Source organism: Rhizobium sp. YIM 134829 (assembly GCF_046546455.1).
Genome location: NZ_JBKHKI010000002.1, coordinates 250,442 through 275,979, shown reverse-complemented (window position 1 = coordinate 275,979; position 25,538 = coordinate 250,442). Strand labels below are relative to the sequence as shown.

At 64.5% G+C, this 25,538-nt stretch carries 24 protein-coding genes and 1 pseudogene; 16 read left to right on the top strand and 9 right to left on the bottom strand.

Going from position 1 to position 25,538, the window contains the following annotated elements; translation table 11 throughout:
- Positions 1–33 precede the first annotated feature (33 nt).
- Positions 34–932: pseudogene (locus ACLE20_RS06215) on the bottom strand (LysR substrate-binding domain-containing protein).
- A gap of 121 nt (positions 933–1,053) precedes the next feature.
- Here ACLE20_RS06215 and ACLE20_RS06210 point away from each other — a divergent pair.
- Positions 1,054–2,070 carry a zinc-dependent alcohol dehydrogenase family protein gene (locus ACLE20_RS06210; protein WP_410939517.1) on the top strand — a complete coding sequence of 339 codons (1,017 nt, stop codon included), beginning with the start codon at positions 1,054–1,056 and terminating at the stop codon, positions 2,068–2,070.
- Between the two features lie 35 nt (positions 2,071–2,105).
- Here ACLE20_RS06210 and preA read toward each other — a convergent pair whose 3' ends face one another.
- Both preA and ACLE20_RS06200 read right to left on the bottom strand, forming a co-directional pair.
- On the bottom strand, positions 2,106–3,419 hold the full coding sequence (preA, locus tag ACLE20_RS06205; protein WP_410939388.1) for an NAD-dependent dihydropyrimidine dehydrogenase subunit PreA: 1,314 nt from the start codon (positions 3,417–3,419) through the stop codon (positions 2,106–2,108).
- A gap of 12 nt (positions 3,420–3,431) precedes the next feature.
- Entirely contained in the window at positions 3,432–4,811 is a 1,380-nt protein-coding gene (locus ACLE20_RS06200; RefSeq protein WP_410939387.1) for an NAD(P)-dependent oxidoreductase, read from the bottom strand.
- Positions 4,812–5,004: 193 nt separating this feature from the next.
- Here ACLE20_RS06200 and ACLE20_RS06195 point away from each other — a divergent pair, with 193 nt between their 5' ends.
- The 9 genes from ACLE20_RS06195 (at position 5,005) to ACLE20_RS06155 (ending at position 15,223) form a co-directional block, all read left to right on the top strand.
- The gene (locus ACLE20_RS06195) at positions 5,005–5,958 is read left to right on the top strand and encodes a sugar-binding transcriptional regulator (protein WP_410939386.1); all 954 of its coding nucleotides are present in this window, start codon (positions 5,005–5,007) and stop codon (positions 5,956–5,958) included.
- 146 nt (positions 5,959–6,104) lie between these two features.
- Positions 6,105–7,418: an ABC transporter substrate-binding protein gene (locus ACLE20_RS06190; RefSeq protein WP_410939385.1), complete on the top strand. Its 1,314-nt coding sequence runs from the start codon at positions 6,105–6,107 to the stop codon at positions 7,416–7,418.
- A gap of 196 nt (positions 7,419–7,614) precedes the next feature.
- Entirely contained in the window at positions 7,615–8,487 is an 873-nt protein-coding gene (locus tag ACLE20_RS06185) for a carbohydrate ABC transporter permease (RefSeq protein WP_410939384.1), read from the top strand.
- 15 nt (positions 8,488–8,502) lie between these two features.
- The gene (locus tag ACLE20_RS06180; protein ID WP_410939383.1) at positions 8,503–9,327 is read left to right on the top strand and encodes a carbohydrate ABC transporter permease; all 825 of its coding nucleotides are present in this window, start codon (positions 8,503–8,505) and stop codon (positions 9,325–9,327) included.
- 31 nt (positions 9,328–9,358) lie between these two features.
- Positions 9,359–10,360 (top strand): ABC transporter ATP-binding protein, encoded by a 1,002-nt coding sequence (locus ACLE20_RS06175; RefSeq protein ID WP_410939382.1) that lies wholly within the window; start codon positions 9,359–9,361, stop codon positions 10,358–10,360.
- Positions 10,357–11,130, top strand: coding sequence for an L-iditol 2-dehydrogenase (locus ACLE20_RS06170; protein ID WP_410939381.1), 774 nt, complete (start codon positions 10,357–10,359; stop codon positions 11,128–11,130). The genes ACLE20_RS06175 and ACLE20_RS06170 overlap by 4 nt, the downstream gene beginning before the upstream one ends.
- Before the next feature lie 45 nt (positions 11,131–11,175).
- Entirely contained in the window at positions 11,176–12,657 is a 1,482-nt protein-coding gene (locus tag ACLE20_RS06165; RefSeq protein ID WP_410939380.1) for a mannitol dehydrogenase family protein, read from the top strand.
- A gap of 4 nt (positions 12,658–12,661) precedes the next feature.
- Positions 12,662–13,345, top strand: coding sequence for an HAD family hydrolase (locus tag ACLE20_RS06160; RefSeq protein WP_410939379.1), 684 nt, complete (start codon positions 12,662–12,664; stop codon positions 13,343–13,345).
- Between the two features lie 300 nt (positions 13,346–13,645).
- Positions 13,646–15,223 carry an FGGY-family carbohydrate kinase gene (locus ACLE20_RS06155; RefSeq protein ID WP_410939378.1) on the top strand — a complete coding sequence of 526 codons (1,578 nt, stop codon included), beginning with the start codon at positions 13,646–13,648 and terminating at the stop codon, positions 15,221–15,223.
- Between the two features lie 274 nt (positions 15,224–15,497).
- On the opposite strand, the gene ACLE20_RS06150 is transcribed toward ACLE20_RS06155, so the two are convergent.
- Both ACLE20_RS06150 and ACLE20_RS06145 read right to left on the bottom strand, forming a co-directional pair.
- A complete protein-coding gene (locus ACLE20_RS06150) occupies positions 15,498–16,514 on the bottom strand; it encodes a sensor histidine kinase (RefSeq protein ID WP_410939377.1) in 1,017 nt (338 codons plus the stop codon).
- Between the two features lie 168 nt (positions 16,515–16,682).
- A complete protein-coding gene (locus tag ACLE20_RS06145; protein WP_410939376.1) occupies positions 16,683–17,477 on the bottom strand; it encodes a response regulator in 795 nt (264 codons plus the stop codon).
- Between the two features lie 139 nt (positions 17,478–17,616).
- Between ACLE20_RS06145 and ACLE20_RS06140 the strand changes: the two genes are divergently transcribed.
- The 3 genes from ACLE20_RS06140 to ACLE20_RS06130 all read left to right on the top strand — a co-directional run bounded on the left by ACLE20_RS06140 (position 17,617) and on the right by ACLE20_RS06130 (position 20,057).
- A complete protein-coding gene (locus ACLE20_RS06140; RefSeq protein WP_410939516.1) occupies positions 17,617–17,811 on the top strand; it encodes a NepR family anti-sigma factor in 195 nt (64 codons plus the stop codon).
- An 11-nt stretch (positions 17,812–17,822) separates the two neighbouring features.
- Positions 17,823–18,377: an RNA polymerase sigma factor gene (locus ACLE20_RS06135; protein ID WP_323107167.1), complete on the top strand. Its 555-nt coding sequence runs from the start codon at positions 17,823–17,825 to the stop codon at positions 18,375–18,377.
- Between the two features lie 174 nt (positions 18,378–18,551).
- Entirely contained in the window at positions 18,552–20,057 is a 1,506-nt protein-coding gene (locus tag ACLE20_RS06130; RefSeq protein ID WP_410939375.1) for a sensor histidine kinase, read from the top strand.
- A gap of 60 nt (positions 20,058–20,117) precedes the next feature.
- Here ACLE20_RS06130 and ACLE20_RS06125 read toward each other — a convergent pair whose 3' ends face one another.
- From ACLE20_RS06125 to ACLE20_RS06110, 4 genes are all read right to left on the bottom strand, one after another.
- Positions 20,118–20,540 carry a hypothetical protein gene (locus ACLE20_RS06125; RefSeq protein WP_410939374.1) on the bottom strand — a complete coding sequence of 141 codons (423 nt, stop codon included), beginning with the start codon at positions 20,538–20,540 and terminating at the stop codon, positions 20,118–20,120.
- 114 nt (positions 20,541–20,654) lie between these two features.
- The gene (locus tag ACLE20_RS06120) at positions 20,655–21,017 is read right to left on the bottom strand and encodes a YqjD family protein (protein WP_410939373.1); all 363 of its coding nucleotides are present in this window, start codon (positions 21,015–21,017) and stop codon (positions 20,655–20,657) included.
- A gap of 95 nt (positions 21,018–21,112) precedes the next feature.
- On the bottom strand, positions 21,113–21,934 hold the full coding sequence (locus tag ACLE20_RS06115; RefSeq protein WP_410939372.1) for a heme ABC transporter ATP-binding protein: 822 nt from the start codon (positions 21,932–21,934) through the stop codon (positions 21,113–21,115).
- A gap of 73 nt (positions 21,935–22,007) precedes the next feature.
- The gene (locus ACLE20_RS06110) at positions 22,008–23,111 is read right to left on the bottom strand and encodes a FecCD family ABC transporter permease (RefSeq protein WP_410939515.1); all 1,104 of its coding nucleotides are present in this window, start codon (positions 23,109–23,111) and stop codon (positions 22,008–22,010) included.
- A 363-nt stretch (positions 23,112–23,474) separates the two neighbouring features.
- Between ACLE20_RS06110 and ACLE20_RS06105 the strand changes: the two genes are divergently transcribed.
- From ACLE20_RS06105 to ACLE20_RS06095, 3 genes are all read left to right on the top strand, one after another.
- On the top strand, positions 23,475–23,939 hold the full coding sequence (locus ACLE20_RS06105) for a hypothetical protein (RefSeq protein WP_410939371.1): 465 nt from the start codon (positions 23,475–23,477) through the stop codon (positions 23,937–23,939).
- Positions 23,940–23,983: 44 nt separating this feature from the next.
- A complete protein-coding gene (locus ACLE20_RS06100; protein ID WP_410939370.1) occupies positions 23,984–24,946 on the top strand; it encodes a TonB family protein in 963 nt (320 codons plus the stop codon).
- A gap of 128 nt (positions 24,947–25,074) precedes the next feature.
- A complete protein-coding gene (locus ACLE20_RS06095; RefSeq protein WP_410939369.1) occupies positions 25,075–25,518 on the top strand; it encodes a DUF2325 domain-containing protein in 444 nt (147 codons plus the stop codon).
- Positions 25,519–25,538: the final 20 nt, after the last annotated feature.

The following is a 25,538-nucleotide window of genomic DNA, read 5'->3' as shown; positions in this document are numbered from 1 at the left end:
TCACCGAGACCCGAGCACTCTTGAGCGTGGATTTCAGCTCAAGGTAGAGGATAGCTCCCTTGCGAGCGTATCCACCACAAGGCGGAGCTTCGGCGTCATCACCGGTGCGCGTGGCCAGACGGCGCAGACGTGGAAGGTCAGGCTCGGCACCATCGTCAAGAGCGGGCGAAGGCGGCCGGCGGCGATATGGTCGCGCACCAGCCAGCAGGGCAGCCAGGCAAAGCCGAGACCGGCACAGGCCGCGTCTGCAATCGCTTCGAGATCATCCAGCCTCAACCGGGCCCGGGGACGCATCACCCGGTTCGGATCGGTGTCGGTCGGGAAGACCCAGCCTTTCAAAAGGCCGCGCCGGGCATAGACGACGCCGTCATGCGCTGCGACATCCGCCAGCGTCTCAAGCGGCGGGCAGCCCTCGAGATAGGCGGGCGCCGCGCAGATCGTCATGCGCTGCCGCGCGATCCGGCGTGCGACCAGATCGGACGTGTCGGGAAGGTTGCCATTGCGTACGACGAGGTCGAAGCCTTCCTCCACCAGGTCGACCACGTGGTCGCTGAAGGCCAGTTCCAGCTCCAGCCCGGGATGATCTCGCACCAGGCGGGACAGCACGGGTGCCACCATGCGGCGACCGAAGATCACCGGCATGGAGATCCGCAGTCGCCCACGCACCTCGCGCTTGCCGCTTTCCAGCATGGTCTCGCCGAGCCTGATCTCTTCGACCGCCCGCAGGCAGCGCTCGTGGAAGAGCAGGCCTTCCTCCGTCAGGTTCTGCCTGCGCGTGGTGCGGTTGAAGAGCCGAACGCCCAATCGGCCTCCAGCCGCGCAACCGCCTTCGCCACCGCTGAGCGCGAAAGATTGAGCCGCTCCGCCGCGGCCGAAAAGCTGCCCGCTTCCGCAGCCTGCAGGAACACCGGAATATCCGTCAGCCTGTCCATCAGTTCTCCCGCATTGGCGCTTTCAGATCTACAGTCTGTCGACCATTAGTCGCGACTGCTGCCTAGGGTTCTACGATAACCTCTGACCAGACATCAAGCAAAGGAGATGACGATGACCGCAATGACTGCCATACGGTGGAGCCTTGCCGGTTTGGGGCAGGGGGCAAAGGGGTTGGTTCAGGACAGGGTGGAGATCGCCGCGCCAACCGGGGCTGAGGTTCGCGTGCGGACGAAGGCCGTGTCCCTGAACTATCGGGACCTTCTGGTTCTCGACAACGGCATGGGCATGGACCTCGCCTTTCCTTTCGTGCCCTGTTCCGACATGGCGGGCGAGGTGGAGGCCGTCGGTCCGGATGTCACCCGCTTCCGCCCGGGCGACAAGGTCATCTCGACCTTCGTGCCGGGCTGGATCGACGGGGAGAGCCCAGGCAGCGGGCGCAATCCGAACTACAAGACGCTCGGCGGCTTCCATCCCGGCGTTCTTGCCGAGGCGGTGACCTTCCCGCAGGACTGGTTCGTCCAGGCGCCGAAAAGCCTGTCACCGCAGGAGGCGAGCACCTTGCCCTGTGCCGGGCTGACCGCCTGGTTCGCCCTTCGCGAGAAGAGCCGGATCGCGCAAGGCGAGACCATGCTGGTCGAAGGCACCGGCGGTGTGGCGCTGTTCGGCCTCGCCATTGCCAAGGCCTATGGCGCCGAAATTTTCGTGACGTCCGGACAGGCGGAAAAGCGGGAACGGGCTCTGGCGCTCGGGGCAGACCATGCGCTGGCGCGCGAAGGCTGGGTCGAGGAGGTCTATCGGATCACCGGCGATCGCGGCATCGACCATATTCTGGAACTGGTCGGCGGGGACCATCTCGGCCGCGCGCTGGAGGCGGTGGCGGTCGGCGGCCGCATTTCGGTGATCGGCGTTCTCGACGGCTTCACGATCTCAACCTCGGTCGGCCCGCTTCTGCTCAAGGCGCCGGTGCTTCAGGGCATCATGGTCGGCCATCGCCGTGCGCTCGAGGACTTTGTGGCCGCGATCGATGAGAAGGGGATCAAGCCGGTGATCGAGCACAGCTACAGCTTCGACCAAGTGCCCGAGGCCTTCACACGTCTGGCCGAAGGTCCCTTCGGCAAGATCGTCGTGACCCTTTGAGTGGGGGAGCCCGCGGCGACGGGCTCCCATTTTGCTCACTCCGCGGCTTCCCGCTTCATCGGGTTGTTCGGGTGCATCGTCCAGTTGGCATAGGTCGGTTCGACGACCTTGCCGGTGCGCTCGTCCAGCGTTCCGGGTTCGAGCGGCACCATGGTGATGCAGTCCTGCACGGGACAGACATTGACGCAGAGATTGCAACCGACGCACTCGTCCTCCATCACCTCGAAATGGCGCTTGCCATCGACATAGGCGGTGATCGCCTGGTGGGAGGTGTCCTCGCAGGCGATGTGGCAGCGGCCGCATTGGATGCAGAGATCCTGGTCGATCTTCGCCTTGGCGACATAGTTGAGGTTGAGATACTGCCAGTCGGTAACGTTCTTCACCGCGCGTCCGGTGATGTCGTCGAGCGAGCGGTGGCCCTTCGAATCCATCCAGGCGGAGAGGCCGGTGATCATCTCCTGGACGATCTTGAAGCCATAGGTCATGGCGGCGGTGCAGACCTGCACATTGCCCGCCCCGAGCGCCAGGAACTCCGCCGCATCCCGCCAGGTCGTGATTCCGCCGATGCCGGAGATCGGCAGGCCGTAGGTTTCCGCATCGCGGGCGATCTCGGCCACCATGTTGAGCGCGATCGGCTTGACCGCCGGGCCGCAATAGCCGCCATGGCTGCCCTTGCCGTCGATCGAGGGCTCCGGCGAGAAGGTGTCGAGATTGACCGAGGTGATCGAGGAGATGGTGTTGATCAGCGAGACGGCATCGGTTCCGCCGCGCTTGGCGGCACGCGCCGGATAGCGGATGTCGGTGATATTCGGCGTCAGCTTGGTGATGACCGGCATGCGGGTATATTGCTTGCACCAGCGCACGACCATTTCGATATATTCCGGCACCTGGCCGACGGCCGAGCCCATGCCGCGCTCGCTCATGCCGTGCGGACAGCCGAAATTGAGCTCGATGCCGTCGGCGCCCGTCTCCTCGACCAGCGGCAGGATCGCCTTCCAGCTCTCTTCCTCGCAGGGCACCATGATCGAGGCGATCAGCGCCCGATCCGGCCAGTTCATCTTCACCTGCTTCATCTCGCGCAGGTTGGTGTAGAGGTCTCGGTCGGTGATGAGCTCGATATTGTTCAGGCCGAGCAGGCGGCGGTCGGCGCCCCAGATCGCGCCGTAGCGCGGGCCGTTGACGTTGACGACCGGCGGGCCCTCCTCGCCGAGCGTTTTCCAGACGACGCCACCCCAGCCGGCCTTAAGGGCCCGCTCGACATTATAGGCCTTGTCGGTCGGCGGCGCGGAGGCGAGCCAGAAGGGGTTGGGCGACTTGATGCCAACGAAATTGTTGCGAAGATCAGCCATGTCCTTATCCCCTCACGCGACGGCCGCGGCCGGCTGCTGCGCTTCCTGCAGCATGCGGTTGATCGATTCGGCGGCGTCGCGGCCATGTGCCACGGCCTGGACCGTCAGGTCTTCGCCACCGAGCACGCAGTCTCCGCCGGCCCAGACCTTGGGCAGCGAGGTGCGGCCTTCCTCGTCGACGACGATGCGGCCGGATTGAAGGGCGATGAGCCCGAGCGACTCCGCCTCGAAGGTCTGGCCGATCGCCTTCAGGACATGGTCGGCGCTGATGATGCCGGTCTCGCCGGTCGAGACGAGGCGGCCGTCGACCACATGGGTATAGTCGAGCTCGATCCCGGCCACGGTGCCGTCATCCTTGGTCAGGATGCGCTTCGGCTGCAGCCAGTGGCGGATCATGACGCCCCGGGAGGCGGCGAGGTCCTGCTCGAAGCCGGATGCGTTCATCTGCGCCTTGCCGCGGCGGTAGCAGATGGTAACCTCCTCGGCGCCCAGCAGCTTGGCCTGGACGGCCGCATCGACCGCCGTCATGCCGCCGCCGATGACGACGACGCGGCGACCGACCGGCACATCGGTCTTGGTGGAGGACTGGCGGAGCCGGGCGATGAAGTCCACCGCATCCTCGACACCTTCGGCCGCTTCGCCTTCCGCCATCAGCGCGTTCACGCCCTGCAGGCCCATGCCGAGAAAGACCGCGTCGAAACGGGCGGTGAGATCGGCCAGCGTGATGTCGCGGCCAAGCGTCTGGCGGTTGCGGATCTCGATGCCGCCGATCGCCAGCAGATAGGCCACTTCCTTCTGCGCGAAATCGTCGACCGCCTTGTAGGTGGCGATGCCATATTCGTTGAGGCCGCCGGCCTTTTCGCGGGCGTCGAAGATGACCACCTGATGGCCCTGCATGGCGAGACGATGGGCGCAGGCAAGGCCTGCCGGTCCGGCGCCGACCACGGCGATCGTCTTGCCGGTGGCGGGGGCCCGCTCGTAGAACTGGGCGTTCTCGCTCATGGCGATATCGGTCGCATAGCGCTGCAGCCGGCCGATCTCCACCGGCTTGCCCTCGGCGGTCATGCGCACGCAGACCTCCTCGCAGAGCGTCTCCGTCGGACAGACGCGGGCGCACATGCCACCGAGGATGTTCTGGTCGAAGATCGTCTTGGCGGAGCCGAGCGGGTTGCCGGTCGCGATCTGGCGGATGAACAGCGGAATGTCGATCGAGGTCGGACAGGCCGTCATGCAGGGCGCGTCATAGCAGAAGTAGCAGCGGTCGGCTGCAACCAGCGCTTCGTGCTCGTCGAGGCGCGGATGGAGATCGGCGAAATTCGCCTGATAATCGGCAGGCGAGAGGCGCCCGCCTACAATGCCCGCCTTTGGTGCGGATGCATCAGTCGTTCCCATTTTATTGCTCCCAATGTAGCCTCAGGATGAGCGAAGGCTAACACGGAAAATTTTTTTATCAAACGGTAAAACTTCTGCTGGAAAACCCGGGCGCGTAGGCTTTGCGCGCAGGGCAGGCGGGGCAAGTCCGCAGCCTGAATTGACATCCTGGCCCCTTCGGTGGCAGCAGAGAAGGCCACGGGAGAGCTTCGGCATGGCGCGCAGAGCGGATGCGGCAAACAGGTTGGACGATGCGGCACGCGCCGGCTGGCTCTATTATGTGGCCGGCCGCACGCAGGACGAGATTGCGCAAACCATGGGCATCTCGCGCCAGTCCGCCCAGCGCCTGGTTTCGCTCGCCATGTCGGAGCGCCTGATCAAGGTTCGTCTCGACCATCCGATCGCGGCCTGCCTGGAGCTTGGCCGGGCGCTCAAGGACAAGTTCGGCCTGCGTCAGGCCGAGGTGGTGCCAAGCGATCCGTCCTCCTCCTCGACCACGGTCGGCATCGCCGAGGCGGGGGCGGCGGAGATTGAACGCTGGCTGAAATCAGCCGATCCGATCATCATGGCGATCGGCACCGGGCGAACGCTGAAGGCGGCCATCGACCAGCTGCCGGCGATCAACTGTCCGCAGCACCGCATCGTCTCGCTGACCGGCAGCATCGGCGTCGATGGCTCGGCTGCCGTCTATAACGTCATCTTCTCCATGGCGGACGCGGTCAATGCCCGCCATTTCCCGATGCCCCTGCCGGTGCTCGTCTCCTCGGCTGAGGAGCGTGACGTGCTGCACAACCAGTTGCTCGTCCAATCGGCCCTTTCGCTCGGCACCAAGGCGGATGTCGCCTTTGTCGGTATCGGCGAACTCGGCCTCGACGCGCCGCTCTGCATCGACGGCTTCCTCGCGCGTGACGAGATGTCCCGCCTGCTGGAGAAGGGGGCCGCCGGCGAGATCTGCGGCTGGATGTTCGATCAGGACGGAACGCTGCTTGCCGGCGACATCAACAGCCGGGTGGCGAGCGTGCCCTTGCCTTCGCGCGACAAGGCAACCGTGATCGGAATCGCTCAAGGCCAGCGCAAGCGCCGCGCTCTGAAAGCGGCGCTGACCGGCGGCCTGCTGAACGGCGTCATCACCGACGAACTGACCGCCGAGCACCTTCTGGCCTCCTGATTCCTCAAAAATTTCGCTTGCTGATCAAGGGTTTGCTCCGCCTTACGGCGTTGCAGCAACGATTGGCAGTTGACAACTTACATGCTTCGGTGAGTAATTGCCCGCGAGCAAGGCAAATGCTCATGTTTCTTCTCGGGAGGAAGAGTATGACTTTCAAAACATTGCTGCTGGGCGCGTGCTCGGCAATGGTTCTCGCTGGCTTCGCACAGGCCGAAACCCTCACCATCGCGACCGTCAACAATGGCGACATGGTTCGCATGCAGGGCTACACGGACGCGTTCAAGAAGGCCAATCCGGACATCGACATCCAGTGGGTTACTCTTGAAGAAAACGTACTGCGCGAACGCGTGACGACCGACATCGCCACCAAGGGCGGCCAGTACGACATCATGACCATCGGCACCTATGAAGTGCCGATCTGGGCCAAGCAGGGCTGGCTGCTGCCGCTCGACAATCTCGGCGACTCCTACGACGTCAACGATCTCCTGCCCGCCATCCGCTCCGGCCTGACCGGTGAAGACGGCAAGCTCTATGCCGCACCCTTCTACGGCGAGAGCTCCATGGTCATGTACCGCAAGGATCTGGTCGAAAAGGCCGGGCTCACGATGCCCGACGCCCCGACCTGGGACTTCATCAATGATGCGGCCCGCAAGATGACCGACCGCGCGGCCGGCATCAACGGCATCTGCCTGCGCGGCAAGGCCGGCTGGGGCGAGAACATGGCCTTCCTGACGGCGACCTCGAACGCCTTTGGCGCTCGCTGGTTCGACGAGAACTGGAAGCCGCAGTTCGACCAGCCGGAATGGAAGAAGACGCTCGACATGTATGTGTCGCTGATGAAGGATGCCGGCCCGCAGGGCGCCTCCTCCAACGGCTTCAACGAAAACCTGGCGCTCTTCCAGCAGGGCAAGTGCGGCATGTGGATCGATGCCACGGTCGCAGCCTCCTTCGTAACCAACCCGAAGGATTCGACCGTTGCCGACAAGGTCGGCTTCGCACTCGCTCCGGATACCGGCCTTGGCAAGCGCGGCAACTGGCTCTGGGCCTGGAACCTCGCCATTCCCGCCGGTTCGCAGAAGTCGGCATCGGCTGAGAAGTTCATCGCCTGGGCGACAGGCAAGGACTATCTGAAGCTCGTTGCCGACAAGGAAGGCTGGGCCAACGTTCCTCCGGGCACGCGCACCTCGCTCTACGAGAATGCCGAGTACCAGAAGGCTGCACCCTTCGCCAAGATGACGCTCGACTCGATCAACGCTGCCGATCCGAAGGCACCGTCGGTCAAGCCGGTCCCCTATGTCGGCGTGCAGTTCGTGGCCATTCCTGAGTTCCAGGGCCTTGGCACCACGGTCGGCCAGCTCTTCTCCGCCGCACTTGCCGGCCAGATGAGCGTCGATGATGCGCTGAAGCAGGCTCAGGACGCGGCCACCGCGACCATGACCGAAGGCGGCTACATTCAGTAAGCCGATCCTCCCAGCCGCCGCCCGCTCATCCCGCGGGCGGCGGATTTCAAAAAGTCCGCGGGGGACACGCGGCCGGGCGTCTTGCCTGTTCTCGTCGCATCGATGACCATTCAAAAACGTCAAGAAGCCGGCATCAAGGTTCGTGCGTGCGCACGAGCTGCCAGAAGAGCTTCGTAAAACCGGGAGGGTTCACGAGATGGCCACGCAAAACACACGCAGCCTCGCGCGCCTGATGATGGCGCCGTCTGTCGTTCTCCTTTTCATCTGGATGATCGTGCCGCTGGTGATCACCCTGTGGTTCTCCTTCCAGCAGTACAACCCGCTGAACCCGATCCGCGACGGCTTCATCGGCTTCTCCAACTACGTCCTCTTCTATTCGAACCCGGCCTTCCTGCAATCGATCATCAACACGCTGGTGCTCGTCGTCAGCGTGCTGGCGATCACGGTCATCGGCGGGATCCTGCTGGCGCTGCTGCTCGACCAGCCCATGTGGGGCCAGGGGATCGTGCGCATCCTGGTCATCTCGCCCTTCTTCGTCATGCCGCCGGTCGCCGCGCTGGTGTGGAAGAACATGATCATGCATCCGGGCTACGGCGTCTTCGCCGATATCGCCCGCTTCTTCGGCGCGCAGCCGATCGACTGGTTCGCGCAGTACCCGCTCTTCTCGGTGATCATCATCGTCGCCTGGCAGTGGCTGCCCTTCGCCACGCTGATCCTCCTTACCTCGCTGCAGTCTCTTGATGGCGAGCAAAAGGAAGCGGCGGAAATGGATGGCGCCGGTTTCCTGAACCGCTTCGTCTATCTGACGCTGCCGCATCTGGCCCGCGCCATCACCGTCGTCGTCCTGATCCAGACGATCTTCCTGCTTTCGGTCTATGCGGAAATCCTGGTCACCACCAATGGCGGCCCGGGCTTTGCATCCACCAACCTTCCCTTCCTCGTCTACCAGAAGGCCCTGCTCGAATATAAGATCGGCCAGGCTTCGGCAGGCGGCGTCATCGCGGTCATTCTTGCCAATATCGTCGCCTTCTTCGTGATGCGCTACGTCGGCAAGAATCTGGATCGCTAAAGAGGAGACTTCGTCATGGCTCGTGCCGTCACAAATAGACACAAGGCCTTCGCCACGCTTGCCGCCTGGATCGTTGCGCTCGTCATCTTCTTCCCGATCCTCTACACGATCATCACCTCCTTCAAGTCGGAGACGGAGGCGATCGCTGGCTTCAATATCATTCCTTCGGGAACGACGGAAAGCTACGCGGCGGTGCAGACGCAGTACAACTACTTCAAGCCGTTCATGAATTCGGTGCTGCTCTCTGTCGGCTCCACCATCCTGGCGCTGGCGATCGCCATCCCAGCCGCCTGGTCCATGGCCTTCTCGCCGACCAAGCGGACCAAGGACATCCTGATGTGGATGCTGTCCACCAAGATGATGCCGGCGGTCGCCGTCCTCTTCCCCATGTATCTGATCTTCCGCAATCTCGGCCTGCTCGACAGTCGTCTCGGCCTGATCCTGATGCTGACCATGATCAACCTGCCGATCGTGGTCTGGATGCTCTACACCTATTTCCGCGAAATTCCGGGCGAGATTCTGGAAGCCGCGCGGATGGACGGGGCCTCGCTCTGGGGGGAGATCGTTTATGTCCTGACCCCGATGGCGGTGCCGGGCATTGCCTCCACCATGCTGCTCAACATCATCCTCGCCTGGAACGAGGCCTTCTGGACGATCCGGCTGACGACCACCAATGCCGCGCCGCTCACCGCCTTCATCTCGTCCTTCTCCAGTCCGCAGGGTCTGTTCTGGGCCAAGCTTTCGGCCGCCTCGACGCTCGCCATCGCGCCGATCCTGATCATGGGCTGGTTCAGCCAGAAGCAGCTGGTGCGCGGGCTCACCTTCGGCGCCGTCAAGTAAACGAACACAAAAGAACAAGCGGGAGGCACAGATGGGCAACATCACGCTCAAGCACGTCAACAAGACCTTCGGATCGACCACGGTCATCCCAGGCATCGATCTCGTCATCGAGGACGGCGAGTTCGTCGTCTTCGTCGGCCCGTCGGGCTGCGGCAAGTCCACGCTTCTGCGCATCATCGCCGGGCTCGAGGATGCGAGCGCCGGAACGATTGAGATCGACGGGCGCGACGTGACCAGCGCACCGCCAGCCCGCCGCGGGCTTGCCATGGTGTTTCAGTCCTATGCGCTCTATCCGCATATGACCGTGCGCAACAACATCGCCTTCCCGCTGAAGATGGCCAAGCTCGACCAGAGCGTCATCGACAAGAAGGTCACCGAGGCCGCACGCGTCCTCAACCTTACCAACTATCTCGACCGCCGGCCGGGCCAGCTGTCGGGTGGCCAGCGCCAGCGCGTGGCGATCGGCCGCGCCATCGTGCGCGAGCCCTCCGCCTTCCTGTTCGACGAGCCGCTCTCCAACCTCGATGCCGCGCTGCGCGGCACGATGCGGCTCGAGATCAGCGAGCTGCACCAGCAGCTGAAGACGACGATGGTCTACGTCACCCACGACCAGGTCGAAGCCATGACCATGGCCGACAAGATCGTCGTGCTCAATGCCGGCAATATCGAGCAGGTCGGCTCGCCGCTCGATCTCTATCACCGTCCCGACAATCTCTTCGTCGCCGGCTTCATCGGCTCGCCGCGCATGAACTTCGTGACGGGCGCGAAGGCCGCTGCCTACCATGCTCACACGATCGGCATCCGTCCCGAGCATCTCAAGCTCTCGCGCGATGCCGGCACCTGGACCGGCACGGTCAGCGTTGCCGAACATCTAGGCGCCGACACCTTCCTGCATATCCATGTCGACGGCATCGGCCAGATGACCGCCCGTGTCGGCGGCGATCTGCCGGTCAACCACGGCGACACCGTCTTCCTCACCCCGGAAGAGGGACGCATTCATAAGTTCGATGAAAAGGGCCAGGCAATCCGATGACACGTCTTGAAGGCAAGAGCGCGCTGATCACAGGATCGGCTCGCGGGATCGGCCGCGCATTCGCCGAGGCCTATATCCGCGAAGGCGCCCGCGTCGCGATCGCCGACATCAACCTCGAGCGCGCCACGACCACCGCCGACGAACTCGGGCCGCAGGCCTATGCGGTCGAGATGGACGTCACCAGCCAGGCCTCGATCGACGCCGCGATCGCAACCGTCGTCGCAAAGGCCGGCGGGCTCGACATCCTCGTCAACAATGCCGCGCTCTTCGACCTCGCGCCGATCGTCGAGATAACCCGCGAGAGCTATGACCGGCTGTTTGCGATCAATGTCTCCGGCACGCTCTTTACGCTGCAGGCCGCTGCCAAGCAGATGATCGCCCAGGGCCGCGGCGGCAAGATCATCAACATGGCAAGCCAGGCCGGGCGACGCGGCGAGGCGCTCGTCGCCGTCTATTGCGCCACCAAGGCGGCCGTCATCAGCCTGACCCAGTCCGCCGGTCTCAACCTGATCGCGCATGGCATCAACGTCAATGCGATCGCGCCCGGCGTCGTCGATGGCGAGCACTGGGACGGCGTCGATGCGCTGTTCGCCAAGTTCGAGAACCGTCCGCTCGGCGAGAAGAAGAAGCTCGTCGGCGCCGAGGTGCCGTTTGGCCGCATGGCCACGGCGCAGGATCTCGTCGGCATGGCGATCTTCCTCGCCTCCGCCGAGAGCGACTACATCGTTTCGCAGACCTACAACGTCGATGGCGGCAACTGGATGAGCTGAGCGCGCCCGTCACGCCAGTTCTCTCTCGTCAAAAAGGGTTCGACCATGACCACCAAGCTCTCGCTCGCCACGCTGGATGCCATCCAGGCGACCGCCACGATCCCGAACTACGAGCGCGCCGACCTCTCGGCCGGCATCGTTCATTTCGGTGTCGGCAATTTCCACCGCGCCCATCAGGCGATCTATCTCGACGACCTCTTCAACACCGGCCGCGACCATGACTGGGCGATCGTCGGCGCCGGCGTCCTGCCGTCCGACGAGGCCATGCGCCAGAAGCTCGCCGCCCAGGACCTGCTGACCACGGTCGTCGAACAGGACAACAACCGCTCGGCCGCCCGCGTGACCGGGCCGATGATCGACTTCCTGACGCCGAACGATCCGGCCGCCACCATTGCCCGGCTTGCCGATCCCGCCATCCGCATCGTCTCGCTGACGATCACCGAGGGCGGCTATTTCATCGATGCGAGCGGCCATTTCAACGCCGCCCATCCGGCCATCGTCGCCGACGGGCAGAACCCCGACCAGCCGAAGACCGTCTTCGGCCTGATCATCGCCGGCCTGAAGGCGCGGCGCGCGGCCGGTCTCGAGCCTTTCACCGTCATGTCCTGCGACAACATCCCCGGCAATGGGGAAGTGACGCATGCGGCGGTCTCGGGTCTCGCCCGGCTGTCCGATCCGGCGCTCGCCGACTGGATCGATGCCCATGTCGCCTTCCCGAATGCGATGGTGGACCGCATCACGCCGGCCACCGGCCCGCGCGAAATCGGCATCGCTGCCGACGACTACGGCATCGAGGATGCCTGGCCGGTCTTCTGCGAAGAGTTCAAGCAATGGGTGCTGGAGGACAACTTCCCCGCCGGCCGTCCGGCGCTGGAAGAGGTTGGCGTCCAGTTCGTGCCGGATGTCGCGCCCTACGAACATATGAAGATCCGCATCCTCAATGGTGGCCATGCGGCGATCGCCTATCCGGCTGCCCTGCTCGATCTTCATTTCGTGCATGAGGCGATGCAGGAGCCGATCATTCAGGCATTCCTCGAGAAGCTGGAGACCGACGAGATCATCCCGATCGTGCCGCCGGTGCCGGATACGGATCTCAAGGCCTATTACAAGCAGGTGGAAAACCGGCTCTTCAACCCGAAGATCGGCGACACCATTCCGCGCCTTGCCCAGGACGGCTCCAACCGCCAGCCGAAGTTCATCCTGCCGTCGACGCTCGATCGGCTGCGCCAGGGGCTCGACGTCACCGGCCTGTCGCTCGTCTCGGCGCTTTGGTGCCGCTACTTCCTCGGCGTCACCGACAGCGGCAAGCCGATCACCTTCAACGATGCCAGCGCCGACCGGCTGCATGCGGCCGCCGTCAAGGCCAAGGACGATCCGATGGCCTTCCTGGCGCTCTCGGATATTTTTGGCGAGGTTGGCCAGTCGGAGATCTTCAGAAGCCGTTTCGCGCACGCGCTGAACACGCTATCGGAACAGGGAACGCGGCGGACGCTGCAGCTCTATCTCGACGGCAAGCTCACGGAGTAGGCGAATGACGGCAGCCCCCGAACTGGTGATCTTCGATTGCGACGGCGTCCTGGTGGACAGCGAGCCGCTTTCGATCGATGTGCTGGTTCGGGTGCTACGTACGGCAGGCGTCACCATGGATGCCGAGGAGGCGATCGAACGATTTCTCGGCAAGAGCCTCAAGACCATGTCCGACATTCTGCACGAGGATTATGGTCTGCAGGTCGACGACCAGTTTCTGGAAGCCATGCGTCATGATCTCTACCAGCGCTTCGAGACCGAGTTGCAGCCGGTTCCGGGCATTTCGACCGCGCTGGACCATCTCGCAATTCCCCGATGCGTGGCCTCCTCGAGCCAGATGGAGCGGATCCGCCTGTCGCTGACGATTACCGGCCTGATCGGCAAGCTCGAACCGCATCTCTTCAGCGCCGCGATGGTCCAAAACGGCAAGCCGGCACCGGATCTCTTCCTGCATGCCGCGCAGCAGATGGGAACGCCGCCCTGCGCCTGCATCGTCATCGAGGACAGCCCCGCCGGCATCCAGGCGGCCAAGGCCGCCGGCATGCGCGTCTTTGCCTTTGCCGGCGCCTCGCACGCCCGTACCGAGCGCCACCTCGCGGCATTGCGGGCCTTAGAGCCCGATGCCCTGTTTGACGACATGCGGGAACTCGTCCATCTTGTCGACCGGGAACGAGGGCTGAGGCACTGAAGAGAGGCGAGGAAGGACGGCCGGGCAGCGTGGCGACCGGAAACTCGCCCGTGGTCGCTTGTCTGCTAAAAGCGGTGCCAGAGGGTGGGGCGGGGCATGTGAGCCATGTCCGATCGAGGACCATTCTTCGCCGATATCAACGCCCGCTTTCCCAATCACGCTTTCCCCTACAAGGGGCAATCGGTCATGTCGCGACCGTCGCCAAGACTCCCTCTGGGCTGCCGCCCATCTCGCCCACGAGGGGGGAGAGACCGTGCGGCGAGCGTCTGCCCCATCGTCTCGTAGCCCCGCAGGCCTTGCATGCGTGACCTTGTCGTTGCTGTCGATATCGGGACGGGGAGCGCGCGGGCTGGCATTTTCGATCCCGAAGGGGCGCTGCTGGCGCGTGCGGATTATCCGATTCTCATGAACCGGCCGGAAGAAAACCACGCGGAACATGACTCCGAAAATATCTGGTCGGCCGTCTGCATCGCGGTGAAGACCGCGCGGGCCAAGGCCGGTGTTGCAGCGGAGACGATCGTCGCCATCGGTTTCGATGCCACCTGCTCGCTGGTGGTGCGCGACAGGGAGGGCCTGCCGCTCTCCGTCAATCGCAAGGGCGATCCTCGCTGGGATACGATCGTCTGGCTCGACCACCGGGCTCTTGCAGAGGCGGATTTCTGCACGGCCACGAAGCATCCCGTCTTGACTCATGCCGGCCGGGTCATGTCGCCCGAAATGGAAATGCCGAAGCTGATGTGGCTGAAGCAGCGGCTGCCGGAGCAATGGGCACGGGCCGGGGCCATCTTCGACCTCGCCGATTTCATGTCCTGGCGGGCGACCGGCAGCCCGGCGCGCTCGCGCTGCACGCTGACCGCCAAGTGGAACTATCTCTCCCATGCCGGCGGCTGGCAGAACGATTTCCTCAGTCTCATCGGCCTTGCCGACCTGCGCGACAAGGCGTCGGTACCCGACGAGACGCTTCCCGTCGGCGCTGCGGTCGGACCGTTGACCGCCCAGGCGGCGGCCGATCTCGGCCTGACGGAAGCCTGCCGGGTGGCGACCGGCATGATCGATGCCTATGCCGGCGCCGTTGGCGTCCTTGCTGCCTATGCCGGCGCGCCGGAACGGCTCTCCAGCCAGCTGGCGCTGATCGCCGGCACGTCGAGCTGCATCGTCGCCTTCGACCAGACCATGAAGCCCGGCTTCGGCCTCTGGGGACCCTATTATGAAGCGGCCTTTCCCGGCCAATGGCTGGTCGAGGGTGGCCAGTCGGCGACCGGTGCCCTGCTCGACCATATCGTTCGCAGCCATTCGGCGGGCGGCGAGCCGGATGCGGAACTGCATCAGCGGATCGTGCTGCGCGTGCAGGAACTGCGTGCGCTTCACGGTGAAACCTTCGGCGCAAGGCTGCATATCCTTCCCGACTTCCACGGCAATCGCTCGCCCTTCGCCGATCCGCATGCGCTCGGCGTCATCAGCGGTCTGTCGCTCGACAGTTCCTTCGATGCGCTCTGCCGGCTCTATTGGCGTGCCTGCGTCGCCATCGCGCTCGGCGTGCGCCACAATCTCGATCTCATGCAGCAGGCCGGCTACACCGTCGACACGCTGCATGTCACCGGCGGCCACCTGCGCAATCCTCTGCTGATGGAGCTCTATGCCGATGCGACCGGCTGCCGGGTCAAGGTGCCGAAGGCGCTCGACGCGGTGCTGCTCGGCACGGCCATGGTGGCTGCAGTCGCAGGTGGCGTCCATGCCGACCTTGGCGCCGCCGGGCGGGCGATGGATAGCGGCGCGCTGGAACGTCTGCCGGACGCTAGTTTGCGCCCCCGCTATGACCGCGACTATCGCAAATTCCTGAGCCTCTACACACATCGCGCCGAGCTCGAACAGGACTGATCGGCACCGCGATCCGAAGCGCGAAAAAAGTTCTCAAATTTTTCCGCGGCGCCGGAACCTTTGTTTGGGCCGTCCGTTTTATCGCTGTCCGGAGCGTGGTTCACATCGCCCCCAATGCGAACCAATTAAAAATTCCGGCTTTCCAACTCACATGCCCCCTCGGTGAGTTGATGAACACGGCCAGTGCCCATCCCCCGGGCACTGGCCGTTTTTCGTTTCAGCAGAATGACACGCCTTTCCCAGCGAGAATATGCCGCTCCAGCATCGCGACGCGTCACTCTTCGGCGAGGGTGATGATCTCATATTCATGGGCGGGGATGGTCAGTCGGTAGTCGACCCGCTCGGCGGTCAAGACATAGTGCGCAGTCCCGCCAATGGCGATCGGCACGACGCGCTCCAGCACGGTACGGGCAAAGCCCGGTTCCTCGCCCTCCGCTCCCTCGCGATGGGCGGGAAGCGTTTCCGCCCAAGTAAGTTCCAGCACTCTCCGCTCTTCATGCTCGATCTCGACGCAGTCGAGCTTCAACCCCTCCATGCCGATCGCGAGAACGCCATGCGAGGCGGAGTTGACGATGAGCTCATGCATGGCGAGGCCGATATGCAGGGCTGCATTGGGGGAGAGGTGGGCGTTGATCCCCGTCATGGCGATCGGCAGGGTCGTTCCGTGCCAATAGGGCGCGACCTGCTTTTCCACCAGCTCGAACAGGAAGGCGCCGCGCCAGCTCGATTCCGTCACGAGATCCTGCGACGAGGCGAGCGACTGGATCCGCCCCCGGAACTTGACGAGGAAGCTATCGAGCGAGAAGGCCTGACGCGCGGTCTGGGTGGCGATGCCCTGGATGATGGCGAGCAGGTTCTTGGAGCGATGGCTGAGCTCGCGCAGCAGCGTCTTCAGCACCCGCTCGCGGTGGCGGGTTTCGGATACATCGGTGATGACGGTCAGCAGCGCATCGCCGCTCGCCGAGGGGATACGTTCGAGGTCGATCTTGAAGGTGAGCAGGCCGGTTGGGGAGGGGAGGTCGAGCTCGGTCGTCTCCGGTTCGCCTGACGAGAGCACCTGTTGCTTCAGGGTGCGGAGCGCTGGCGCGGACTGGCCGAAGACGCGCTCATCGCCGTCGCGCTCGACCAGTGGCGAAAGCACGCCCGGCAGGTTGCCGGACTTCAAGGTGTCGAGTTCCGGTGACTGGACGAGATAGCCAGTTCCGGTCTTGCGCAGGACGAGGTCCAGGAGACTGATCGTCTCGTCGGCGGACCGGCTGCTCGACAGGAGGGAAGATCGAACAGGGGTCACGCGGCAGGCCTTTTCGTTTTCGGCGACGGCAAGGGAAGCTTCCGCAGTTAACGAAAGGGAATGATGTCCGTTCCATCGTCTTCGACGTTCAAGGCCATCATCCACAGGACAGGATGAAAAACGTGGCCCGCCATTGGCGGGCTATCGCAGCCGATCGGACGTCGAAACTCAGGCAGCAGCCTTGGTCGACTCGTTGAAGAACAGCGCCTGGCTGATCAGTGCCTTGACCATGTCCGGGTTGAATGGCTTGGTGACCAGGAAGGTCGGTTCCGGCCGCTCGCCGGTCAAAAGCCGCTCTGGGAAGGCGGTGATGAAGATGACCGGGATCGGCGCGGTGCGCAGGATTTCGTTGACCGCATCGATGCCGGAAGAACCATCGGCAAGCTGAATGTCAGCCAGAACCATGCTCGGCTGGCTGGACTTGAAGAGCGCGACAGCCTCATCCCGCGTGCGGGCGATACCGGTCACGCGGTGGCCGAGGCTTTCGACCATCTGTTCGATATCGATCGCGATCAACGGCTCGTCCTCGATGATCATGATGTCCGTGGCGACCTGGCGGGATATCTCTTCGGACGCCTGTTCGAGCAGCTTGTTGACCTGCTGATGGCCGGTGCTCAGCACCTCCGCCGCCTCATCGGCGCGGAAGCCCTCGACCGAGACGAGCAGGAAGGCCTGACGTGCGAGCGGGGAGACCGAAGCGAGGTTGACCGAAGCGCGCTTCTCCCAGGCGAAGGGCGAGACCGGCTCGGGGATCAGGACGGACGAGTTGCCGAAGAGCTTGGTATAGAGCTGGAACAGGGCTACGCGGTCGCTGCTCGCCTCGGGGAAGATCGAGACATCGGAGATCAGCGCTTCGAGCACGGCCGCAACATAGGCATCACCCGAAGTCTGCGAGCCCGTAAGCGCGCGAGAATAGCGACGCAGGTAAGGCAGGAACGGGGCAATCCGGGTGGATAAAGACATCAAACAACTCCCTCTTTCCAGCACAAGGCCGGGCATGACGCCGGGGAAACGCAAGTTGCGAAAAAAAGGTTCCATAAGGGGAACAAAATTTTCGCTCGCGCATTTCCAATCTGATGAGTTTACGAGGGCATCGTATCCAATGACGACGAAAAAAGGGATTGGTCCCAGCGCGGGAGAGCCGCTGCGGGCCGAAAATCCTCATGCGCAGATCGCAACAAAGCTGCGCGCACTCTATCTCTCTGTCCAGGACGAGGCAATTCCGGATCGCTTTCTTGATCTTCTTGAAAAGCTCGATGCCGTCGAGCGCAAATCCCTGCCGGATGTAGCCGAATGAGCGACAAGACGATGTCTTCGGAAGAACCGAGCTTCAAGCGCGAAATGCTGGCTGCACTCCCCAGCCTGCGCGCCTTTGCCATGTCGCTGATCGGCCGCCACGACCGCGCCGACGATCTGGTGCAGGACACCATCATGAAGGCCTGGGCCAAGCAGGACCACTTCGAGATGGGCACCAATATGAAGGCTTGGCTCTTCACCATCCTGCGCAACGAGCTCTACAGCCAGATGCGCAAGCGTGGACGCGAGGTGCAGGACAGCGATGGCTTCTTTACCGAATCGCTCGCCCAGCATCCTTCGCAATATGGCTCGTTGGACCTGCAGGACTTCAAGCGGGCGCTGAACATGCTGCCGCCCGACCAGCGCGAGGCGATCATCCTCGTTGGTGCGTCAGGCTTCTCTTACGAAGAGGCGGCGGAAATCTGCGGCTGCGCGCTCGGCACGATCAAGAGCCGCGTCAACCGCGCACGGCAGCGTCTGTCGGATATTCTTCAGGTGACGGGCGAGAACGAATATGGTCCGGATTCCACGTCGGCACCGCTGACGTCCCGGGCTTTCGTTTCGTAAGCCAGCCTTTATCTGTCGATCGCGAAGGACCGCAGCCGCACGCTGCGGTTCACCCGTTGTGACTTGCGGGTTGCTTAAAGGCGAGGATCATGCGCACTCTGCCCGGACAATGAATCAAAGGACGGACGTCTGCAACCGCAGCGCTTGACCGTCTCCTGCCAGGCCGTGAGTGGGATGAGCGAACAACGATCGGACTTGCTGCCGGACCTGCCGGCCGTCATCAAGGATGCGGATCGTGTGGCCGTTTTGAAGACGCTGGTTTCCGGCACGCCGCATTTCGACCCCGACTTCCAGGACATCGCCGAGCTTGCGGCGAGCGCCCTCAATGCGCCGATCGCCGTCGTCACGCTGATCGATGCCACGCATCAGTGGTTCGTCGCCCGCGTCGGCACCGATCTCGACAAGCTGGAGATCCAGCGCACCTTCGGCGCCTATGTCATTGCCGATCCAGCCGGCGTGCCGCTGATCGTGCGCGACGCCAGCCGCGATCCGCGCTTTGCAGGCGAACCCTGCGTCGTCAATCCGCCGCACTTACGCTTCTATGCCGGCGCGCCGATCATCATCGACAATCATGCGGTCGGCACGGTCGCCATCATGGACAGCGCGCCCCGAATGGATGTGGACGACAGCGCCGCCGCCCAGCTTCGCCGCCTCGCCGCACTCGCTGCACGGCTGCTTGCCTTCAAGGAGGAAGCGCGCCGGCGCGCCGAGACCGAGCGGGCGCTCTCGCGCGACGAGCACCGCCATGCCATGGCGCTCGAGGCCGCCAATGTCGGCAGCTGGCTTTGGGATGTCGGCAGCGGAGTGATCAGCTTCAATGCCGCCATGGCTCGCATGTTCGGCGTGTCGACCCGATCGCTCACCTCGCGGGAAGTCTTCGAGGCGGTGCATCCTGATGATCGCAGCGCCATGCTCGACTCTCTGCGCGCGGCCATAGCCGAGGATGCCGAATATAGCAGCACCTTCCGCGTTCAGGGGAGCGGGCGCTGGGTTCAGGGCCGCGGTCGCGTTCATGAACGCGGGCCCACCGGCCGGCCGGAAACTTTTCTCGGCGTCAATATCGACGTGACCGCCGAGCAGATGACGGCGCAGCGCACAAAGCTTCTGCTGCGCGAGCTCAACCACCGCGTGAAGAACACGCTGGCCATGCTGCAGTCGCTCGCCCGCCAGACACTCCGCCAGACCAGCGACCCGCAGGAATTCATGACCGCGTTCGCTGGCCGTCTCCAGGCGATCTCGGAAGCCCATGGCCTGCTTTCCGACCATGAATGGGGCGAAATCCGGCTGTCGGCGCTGCTCCAGAAGCAACTGGCGCCGCATGTGCGCGACTACGAGAAGCAGGTGGAGATCCACAAGGACGAAATTTCGCTTGGGCCCGATCAGGCAGTGGGCTTGGGCCTGGTGCTGCACGAGCTCGCCACCAACGCCTATAAATACGGCTCGCTCTCCAATGCCCGCGGCCGCGTGGTCATCACGGCGCGCAAGATAATCGAGGATGAGGCGCGGGTCCTGCACTTGACCTGGGTGGAGGTCGGCGGGCCACCGGTCAAGGAACCGTCGCGTCGCGGTTTCGGCTCGATTTTGATCGAGCGCAGCCTGGACAAGGTGATGGGGAGCCAGGTGAGGGTCGAATATTTGCCGACCGGGGTGACGGCCATCGTCCGCATGCCGCTGACCTGACCGGCAACAAAAGGCCCGGCGTAAACCGGGCCCGATCGACACTCGAGGTGGTGTTTCCCGTCAGTCGTGGCTGCGTCCGCGCGTCAGACCAAGCAGGCCGCCAATAGCGACGGCGGCGGCAGCGGCCGCCAGCGGGCGCTTCTGGAAGAGCGCCATCGCGCCGGCCATCGCGACATTGCTCTGCAGCTGCGATTGCCGACGGCGCTCCAGCGCCATCCGCTTTTCGCGGCCGCTGATCAGCGCCATGATCACCAGCACGATGAGCACGAGCACGAAGGAGACGCCGGCGAGAATCAGCGTCGCATAGACCGGGCCGTAGAGAGTAGAGAGCGCGAAGGCCGCCGCGGTGATCAGCAGCACATAGGTGGTGAGCAGAAAGAGGCCGATCACGGCCCAGAGCACGGCATTGCGCTTCAGCCGCGCGAACATGACCGTAAAATTCGTCGCCGCAATCCCGGACAGCAAGCCAGCCAGAGCACCCATGCGTTCTATACCCCATCGATTTTAGGAAGGTTCAATCATGAAAAGATCGCGGCAGGCCCTGGGGCCGCACCGCGATCGGAGCAAACGGGCGGGTGGCCCCGCAGTCGCGCCTGTTCAGCGGCGCAGCAGGGCGGCGGCAATCAGGCCGACGGCGGCAACCGCGCCAAGGGTCGCGACCGGGTGACGGCGAACGGTGCGGCTTACCTCGCGGCCGGTGTCGCCGTAGCGGTGGCGCAGATCCGCGACGACATGTTCGGCCGTACCCATCAGGTCGCCAAGGCTCGACTCCGCCTGGCCACGCAGGTCATGTGCGCGGTGACGGACAAGGCCGGAGGCCTTGTTGCCGCGCTTGGCGAGCAGCGCAGCGAGCTCGGCGATCTCATCGCGAATATCGCTCAGCTGACTCTCCACGGAGCCGCCGAAGAGGCCATGGGAGCGATGCGAACGGGACGAGCCGTTGAAGAGACCCAGGGACATGAACAAACTCCTTGTTTCGCCATTGTGTGGTCGATGAGGGGGGGGAGGATGCAACCTTCCGGCCGTCCTCTCACCTGTGCATCGCAAACGCGTCATCAAGCGATTTGTTCCGAACCGGGCCTTCGCGGCACACCCTGGCCAACGGTCTGGGGAAGGACAAAGGGCATGTCGGGCCCGGGTAGGGCGCCGACACGCATCGGACAGCCGAAGACGTGCTCGAGCGTCGCGTCGGTCAGCACCTCGGTCGGCGTACCGAGTGCCTCGACGCGGCCGCGCTTCATCACCACCAGCCGGTTGGCGAACATGGCGGTGAGATTGAGATCATGCATGACGGCGACCACGCCGCCGCCGCGTCGGCAATAATCCTGCGCCAGCCGCATGATGGTCAGCTGATGGCGAATATCGAGGCTGGAGACGGGCTCGTCGAGCAGCAGGAAACAGGGCTTGCCGTCGCGCAAGGGCGACCAGATCTGCGTCAGCGCCCGGGCGAGCTGAACACGCTGCTGCTCGCCCCCCGAAAGCTCCTGATAGAGCCGTCCGCCGAAGCCATCGAGGTCGACAGCCGAAAGCGCCTCGAAGACGCGATCTTCCGCCGCGCCGGGCGCTGCGCCGCTGGCGATCACCCCCATGCCGACGATCTCGCGCACGGTAAAGGGAAAGGCGATAACGCTTGCCTGCGGCAGCACCGCCCGACGCTGCGCCAGTTCCATGGGGGCAAGCCGCATCAAATCCTCGCCGCCGATCGTCACTTGGCCTTCGAAGGGAAGTTCGCCGGCGATTGCTCTCAGCGTTGTGGTCTTGCCGCAGCCGTTTGGCCCGAGAATGGCGGTCAGTTGCCCGGCGGCGGCGGTGAAGGAGACGTCATGCAGGATCGGCGTGGCGCCGAGGCGGAGGGAGAGGCCAGTGGCTTCGATCATGGCGGGCTTTCGTCGGGCGCAGAGTGGGAGATGAGAGGATCCTGGCGGTTGGACCGAGCTGCCAGGCCGTCGCTCAGAGGCCCAGCCGGCCGCGGCCGCGCATCAAGATCCAGAGAAAGAAGGGGGCGCCGGCAAAGGCGGTGATGATGCCGATCGGCAGTTCAGCCGGCGGCACGATGGTGCGGACCACCATGTCGGCAACGATTAGCAACGTTCCACCAAGCAGGGCCGAAGCCGGCAGCAGGAAGCGATTGTCCGGGCCGATCACCAGCCGCAGCAGATGCGGCACGACGATCCCGACGAAGCCGATGCCGCCGCTGATCGCCACCGACGCCCCGACCGCACCGGCGACCGAGAGGATGGCCAGCGACTTCAGCCGCTGAACGGGCACTCCCATGTGGAAGGCCGTCGCCTCTCCGAGCGTCAGTGCGTTCAGGCCACGGGCGAGGAAGGGGGCGGCGAGCAGGCCGGCGAGGATCACCGGGCTGGCGACGGCGAGTTTCGTCCAGTTTGCGCCGGCGAGCGATCCGAGACCCCAGAAGGTCAGATCGCGCAGTTGCTTGTCGTCGGCGATAAAGATCAGCACGCCGGTCACCGCATTGGCGAGCGCCGCCAGCGCAATGCCGGCCAGCAGCATGGTGGCGATCGAGGTCTCGCGATTGTGCGTCGCCAGCCGGTAGAGAAGCAGTGTCGAGCCCAGTGCGCCGAGGAAGGCGGCGAGCGGCAGGGTATAGGGCCCAAGCGTGGTGAAGAGCGGGCCGAACAGGGCGCCTCCAAGCACGATGATGAGCACCGCGCCGAGGCTGGCGCCCGAGGAAATGCCGACCAGGCCGGGATCGGCCAGCGGATTGCGGAACAGGCCCTGCATGACGGCACCCGAGACGGCCAGCGCCGCGCCGACCAGCAGGCCCATCACGGCGCGCGGCAGGCGGATGTCGAGGAGGATGATTCGATCGCGCAGGCTGAGGGACTGCTCGGCCGTCTCTGTTCCCGTCAGAAAGCGCAGGAGATTGCCGACTGAGGCATCGGCGACGCCGGTCATCACCGACACAAGAAAGCTTGTGGCCGTGACGACAAGGAGGAGGGCGATGAGCAGCCGGGCGAGACCCGACCGGTCGCCATCCCGGATGGCGGCGATCATCGTGGGTCGGCGCGCCGGCCGGCTCCCGCCAGGCATGATACTGAGGGTCATGTCACGTGCTCGACGCGGCGTGGATCGCCGTGGTGGACCTGTCGACGGCCTCGGCGGCGCGCGGGCCGACGTCGACAAGGCCTTGCCCCTTCATGCGGATGAGACTTCGCGTCCAAGGGGGTGGGGTCGAACATGGGCCGTTGGCGTTCGGCCCGTGCATGAAAGCAGAGTCGGCAAGGAGGGCGCGGATCTGCACAGGATTCGGGCGGGTCATGTCGGTCCTCTGTCGAGCCTGTTTCGAAGGCGCCGCTGCGCGAGGCGGCTGAGAAGATGGGTCTCTATCTTGACTTTCCTACTCATCTTTTAATATGAGCGCAAGAACTGCCCGCGCCGAATGGCGCCTGTCCCATGACGGAGATCGACCCGATGACCCCCGCCCGCCTGCCGCTCGCCCTCGTCCTCGCCGCGTGTTTCGGCAGTTCTGCCGCATGGGCCGAGACGGTCGCCCCCGCCGCGGAGGTCGCGCAGGGGCTGACTGTCGAACTCAATGCGCTTGCCGCCTCCGAGCGCGGCTGCAAGCTGACCTTCGTCGCTGGCAACGCGCTTTCCGCCTCGCTCACCAAGGTCTCGTTCGAATTCGTGCTGTTCGACCCGAAGGGGCGGGTGGAGCGGATGGCGACGCTTGATTTTCGCGACCTGCCAGCCGGCAAGACCAAGGTCCGCCAGTTCGATCTGCCGGGTACTCAATGCGAAGCGCTGGGCAGCCTGTTGATCAATGACGCGCCGGTCTGCAGCGGCGAGGGGATCGAGAAGGCCGCCTGCATGCGCGGCCTGCAGACGGGCTCCAAGGCCGCCATCGCGCTCAAGGGCTGAATGGCGTCGCGCGACGACGCGGACGGAACGGATGGAAGGCCAGCATGCGCAGAACCGTGAAATGGACGATGGCGATCCTCTTCTCGCTGGCGGCGCATGCCGGGGCTGCGGTGCTGCTGCTGCCGCGGGAGGAGGCGTCGATGATCGCCGGCGCTGCACCGTTCGAGGTGGCTCTTCTCGGCAATTCCTTCGAGGACACGATCGAGGCGGGGACACCCGACGGCGAGGAGGCCGTGACCCCGATCGAGGAGGAGACGAACGCGCTGCAGCCGATCGAGGCGGAAACGGCTGCCGTCACGCCCGAGGATCCGATTGTCACGCCCGAGATGCCGACCGCCGACATCCAGCCGGAGAACGTGGACCCTCTGCCAGAATCATCGATGACCGACGTGGCGCCCAGCGAGGCGGACGTGATCCTGCCCGCTGAGGAGAGCCCGCCGGTCGTGGCGGACGAGCCGGAGATCGTCGCCGCTCTGCCGCCGGCCGAGGTCGTGCCGCTTCCGCGTCCCGAGCCGCCAAAGGTGGTCGAGGAGCAGCCGAAGCCGAAGAGGGTGGCCGAGCCGAAGCCGGAACCCAAGGACACGCCTGCGCCACAGCGCCGCAAGCGCGGGGCGGCGGGGCAAAGTGAAACGGCGAGCATCCGCGGGAGTGCGGACGGCGCGGACAACGGCCGCTCCGCTGCGAGCAGCGTCGGGGAGGGCAGAACTCAGGCACCCCTCGGCAGTGCCGCCGAATCCAACTACAAGGGCAAGGTCCAGGATCGGGTGAACCGGCTGGCAAACCGTCTGGCCCGCAAGAACCGGACCGGCCTCAATGGCAGCACGCTGGTCGCCTTCGCCGTGACCCGCAGCGGCGGCGCGACGGCCGTCCGCCTGACGCGCAGCACAGGCTCGCCCGATCTCGACGCTGCCATCGTCAGCGGCATCCAGGGCCTGTCTTTCCCCAAGTTTCCGGCCGGCTACTCCCGGCCGACCTGGACCTTCACCATGCCCATCCGGTTTCGCTGAGCGCCGGACATGCCGGCCAAGCCGGAGTGCTGAGTTTTAATATGAGAATTTGAGTCATGTTTTTCTTGTTCCCCTCCGAGAAGTCGATTAGGCTTCGCTGAGATCCCAGGGCGAGAGCCCGCACCGCGATGAAGCCGGAGACCGTCAGCATGGGCGACAAGCGCCAGAATCGATCCAAGCAGAAGAGCAGAGGCGGGCCGGCCCAGGGCGTGGCCGTGGAGGCCCAGGCGTCGATCTCGTCCGGCGACGGTTTGCAGGGGCGCAGCTTTCTCTATGTCGGCGGGCGCGACTGCCAGGTCGCCCATCTCCGGCAGATCGCCAGCACCTTTGGCGCGGAACTTCTGCATCATGATGGGGGGCTGCGTGAGGCGGTCTCACGCATTGACAATGTGCTTCCCTCGGTCGATTGCGTCTTCTGCCCGATCGACTGCATCAGCCATGATGCCTGCCTGCGGGTGAAGACCGGCTGCAAGAAGTTCGGCAAGGCCTTTGTGCCGCTGCGCAATGGCAGCAAGTCGAGCCTGGAGCGGGCGCTGCAGGACATCAAGACCAGCCGCTCCCGCTCGAACTGAACCGCCGACAAGAGACGATC

Bases quoted from the DNA above. Each gene is read 5' to 3' on its own strand.
- ACLE20_RS06095 (WP_410939369.1), top strand. From the start codon at position 25,075: ATGAAGCCGGAGACCGTCAGCATGGGCGACAAGCGCCAGAATCGATCC.
- ACLE20_RS06200 (WP_410939387.1), bottom strand. From the start codon at position 4,811: ATGGGAACGACTGATGCATCCGCACCAAAGGCGGGCATTGTAGGCGGG.
- ACLE20_RS06120 (WP_410939373.1), bottom strand. From the start codon at position 21,017: ATGTCCCTGGGTCTCTTCAACGGCTCGTCCCGTTCGCATCGCTCCCAT.
- ACLE20_RS06145 (WP_410939376.1), bottom strand. From the start codon at position 17,477: ATGTCTTTATCCACCCGGATTGCCCCGTTCCTGCCTTACCTGCGTCGC.
- ACLE20_RS06130 (WP_410939375.1), top strand. From the start codon at position 18,552: ATGAGCGAACAACGATCGGACTTGCTGCCGGACCTGCCGGCCGTCATC.
- ACLE20_RS06210 (WP_410939517.1), top strand. From the start codon at position 1,054: ATGACTGCCATACGGTGGAGCCTTGCCGGTTTGGGGCAGGGGGCAAAG.
- ACLE20_RS06115 (WP_410939372.1), bottom strand. From the start codon at position 21,934: ATGATCGAAGCCACTGGCCTCTCCCTCCGCCTCGGCGCCACGCCGATC.
- preA (WP_410939388.1), bottom strand. From the start codon at position 3,419: ATGGCTGATCTTCGCAACAATTTCGTTGGCATCAAGTCGCCCAACCCC.
- ACLE20_RS06155 (WP_410939378.1), top strand. From the start codon at position 13,646: ATGCGTGACCTTGTCGTTGCTGTCGATATCGGGACGGGGAGCGCGCGG.
- ACLE20_RS06140 (WP_410939516.1), top strand. From the start codon at position 17,617: ATGACGACGAAAAAAGGGATTGGTCCCAGCGCGGGAGAGCCGCTGCGG.
- ACLE20_RS06135 (WP_323107167.1), top strand. From the start codon at position 17,823: ATGTCTTCGGAAGAACCGAGCTTCAAGCGCGAAATGCTGGCTGCACTC.
- ACLE20_RS06125 (WP_410939374.1), bottom strand. From the start codon at position 20,540: ATGGGTGCTCTGGCTGGCTTGCTGTCCGGGATTGCGGCGACGAATTTT.
- ACLE20_RS06100 (WP_410939370.1), top strand. From the start codon at position 23,984: ATGCGCAGAACCGTGAAATGGACGATGGCGATCCTCTTCTCGCTGGCG.
- ACLE20_RS06190 (WP_410939385.1), top strand. From the start codon at position 6,105: ATGACTTTCAAAACATTGCTGCTGGGCGCGTGCTCGGCAATGGTTCTC.
- ACLE20_RS06180 (WP_410939383.1), top strand. From the start codon at position 8,503: ATGGCTCGTGCCGTCACAAATAGACACAAGGCCTTCGCCACGCTTGCC.
- ACLE20_RS06195 (WP_410939386.1), top strand. From the start codon at position 5,005: ATGGCGCGCAGAGCGGATGCGGCAAACAGGTTGGACGATGCGGCACGC.
- ACLE20_RS06110 (WP_410939515.1), bottom strand. From the start codon at position 23,111: ATGCCTGGCGGGAGCCGGCCGGCGCGCCGACCCACGATGATCGCCGCC.
- ACLE20_RS06160 (WP_410939379.1), top strand. From the start codon at position 12,662: ATGACGGCAGCCCCCGAACTGGTGATCTTCGATTGCGACGGCGTCCTG.
- ACLE20_RS06185 (WP_410939384.1), top strand. From the start codon at position 7,615: ATGGCCACGCAAAACACACGCAGCCTCGCGCGCCTGATGATGGCGCCG.
- ACLE20_RS06165 (WP_410939380.1), top strand. From the start codon at position 11,176: ATGACCACCAAGCTCTCGCTCGCCACGCTGGATGCCATCCAGGCGACC.
- ACLE20_RS06170 (WP_410939381.1), top strand. From the start codon at position 10,357: ATGACACGTCTTGAAGGCAAGAGCGCGCTGATCACAGGATCGGCTCGC.
- ACLE20_RS06175 (WP_410939382.1), top strand. From the start codon at position 9,359: ATGGGCAACATCACGCTCAAGCACGTCAACAAGACCTTCGGATCGACC.
- ACLE20_RS06105 (WP_410939371.1), top strand. From the start codon at position 23,475: ATGACGGAGATCGACCCGATGACCCCCGCCCGCCTGCCGCTCGCCCTC.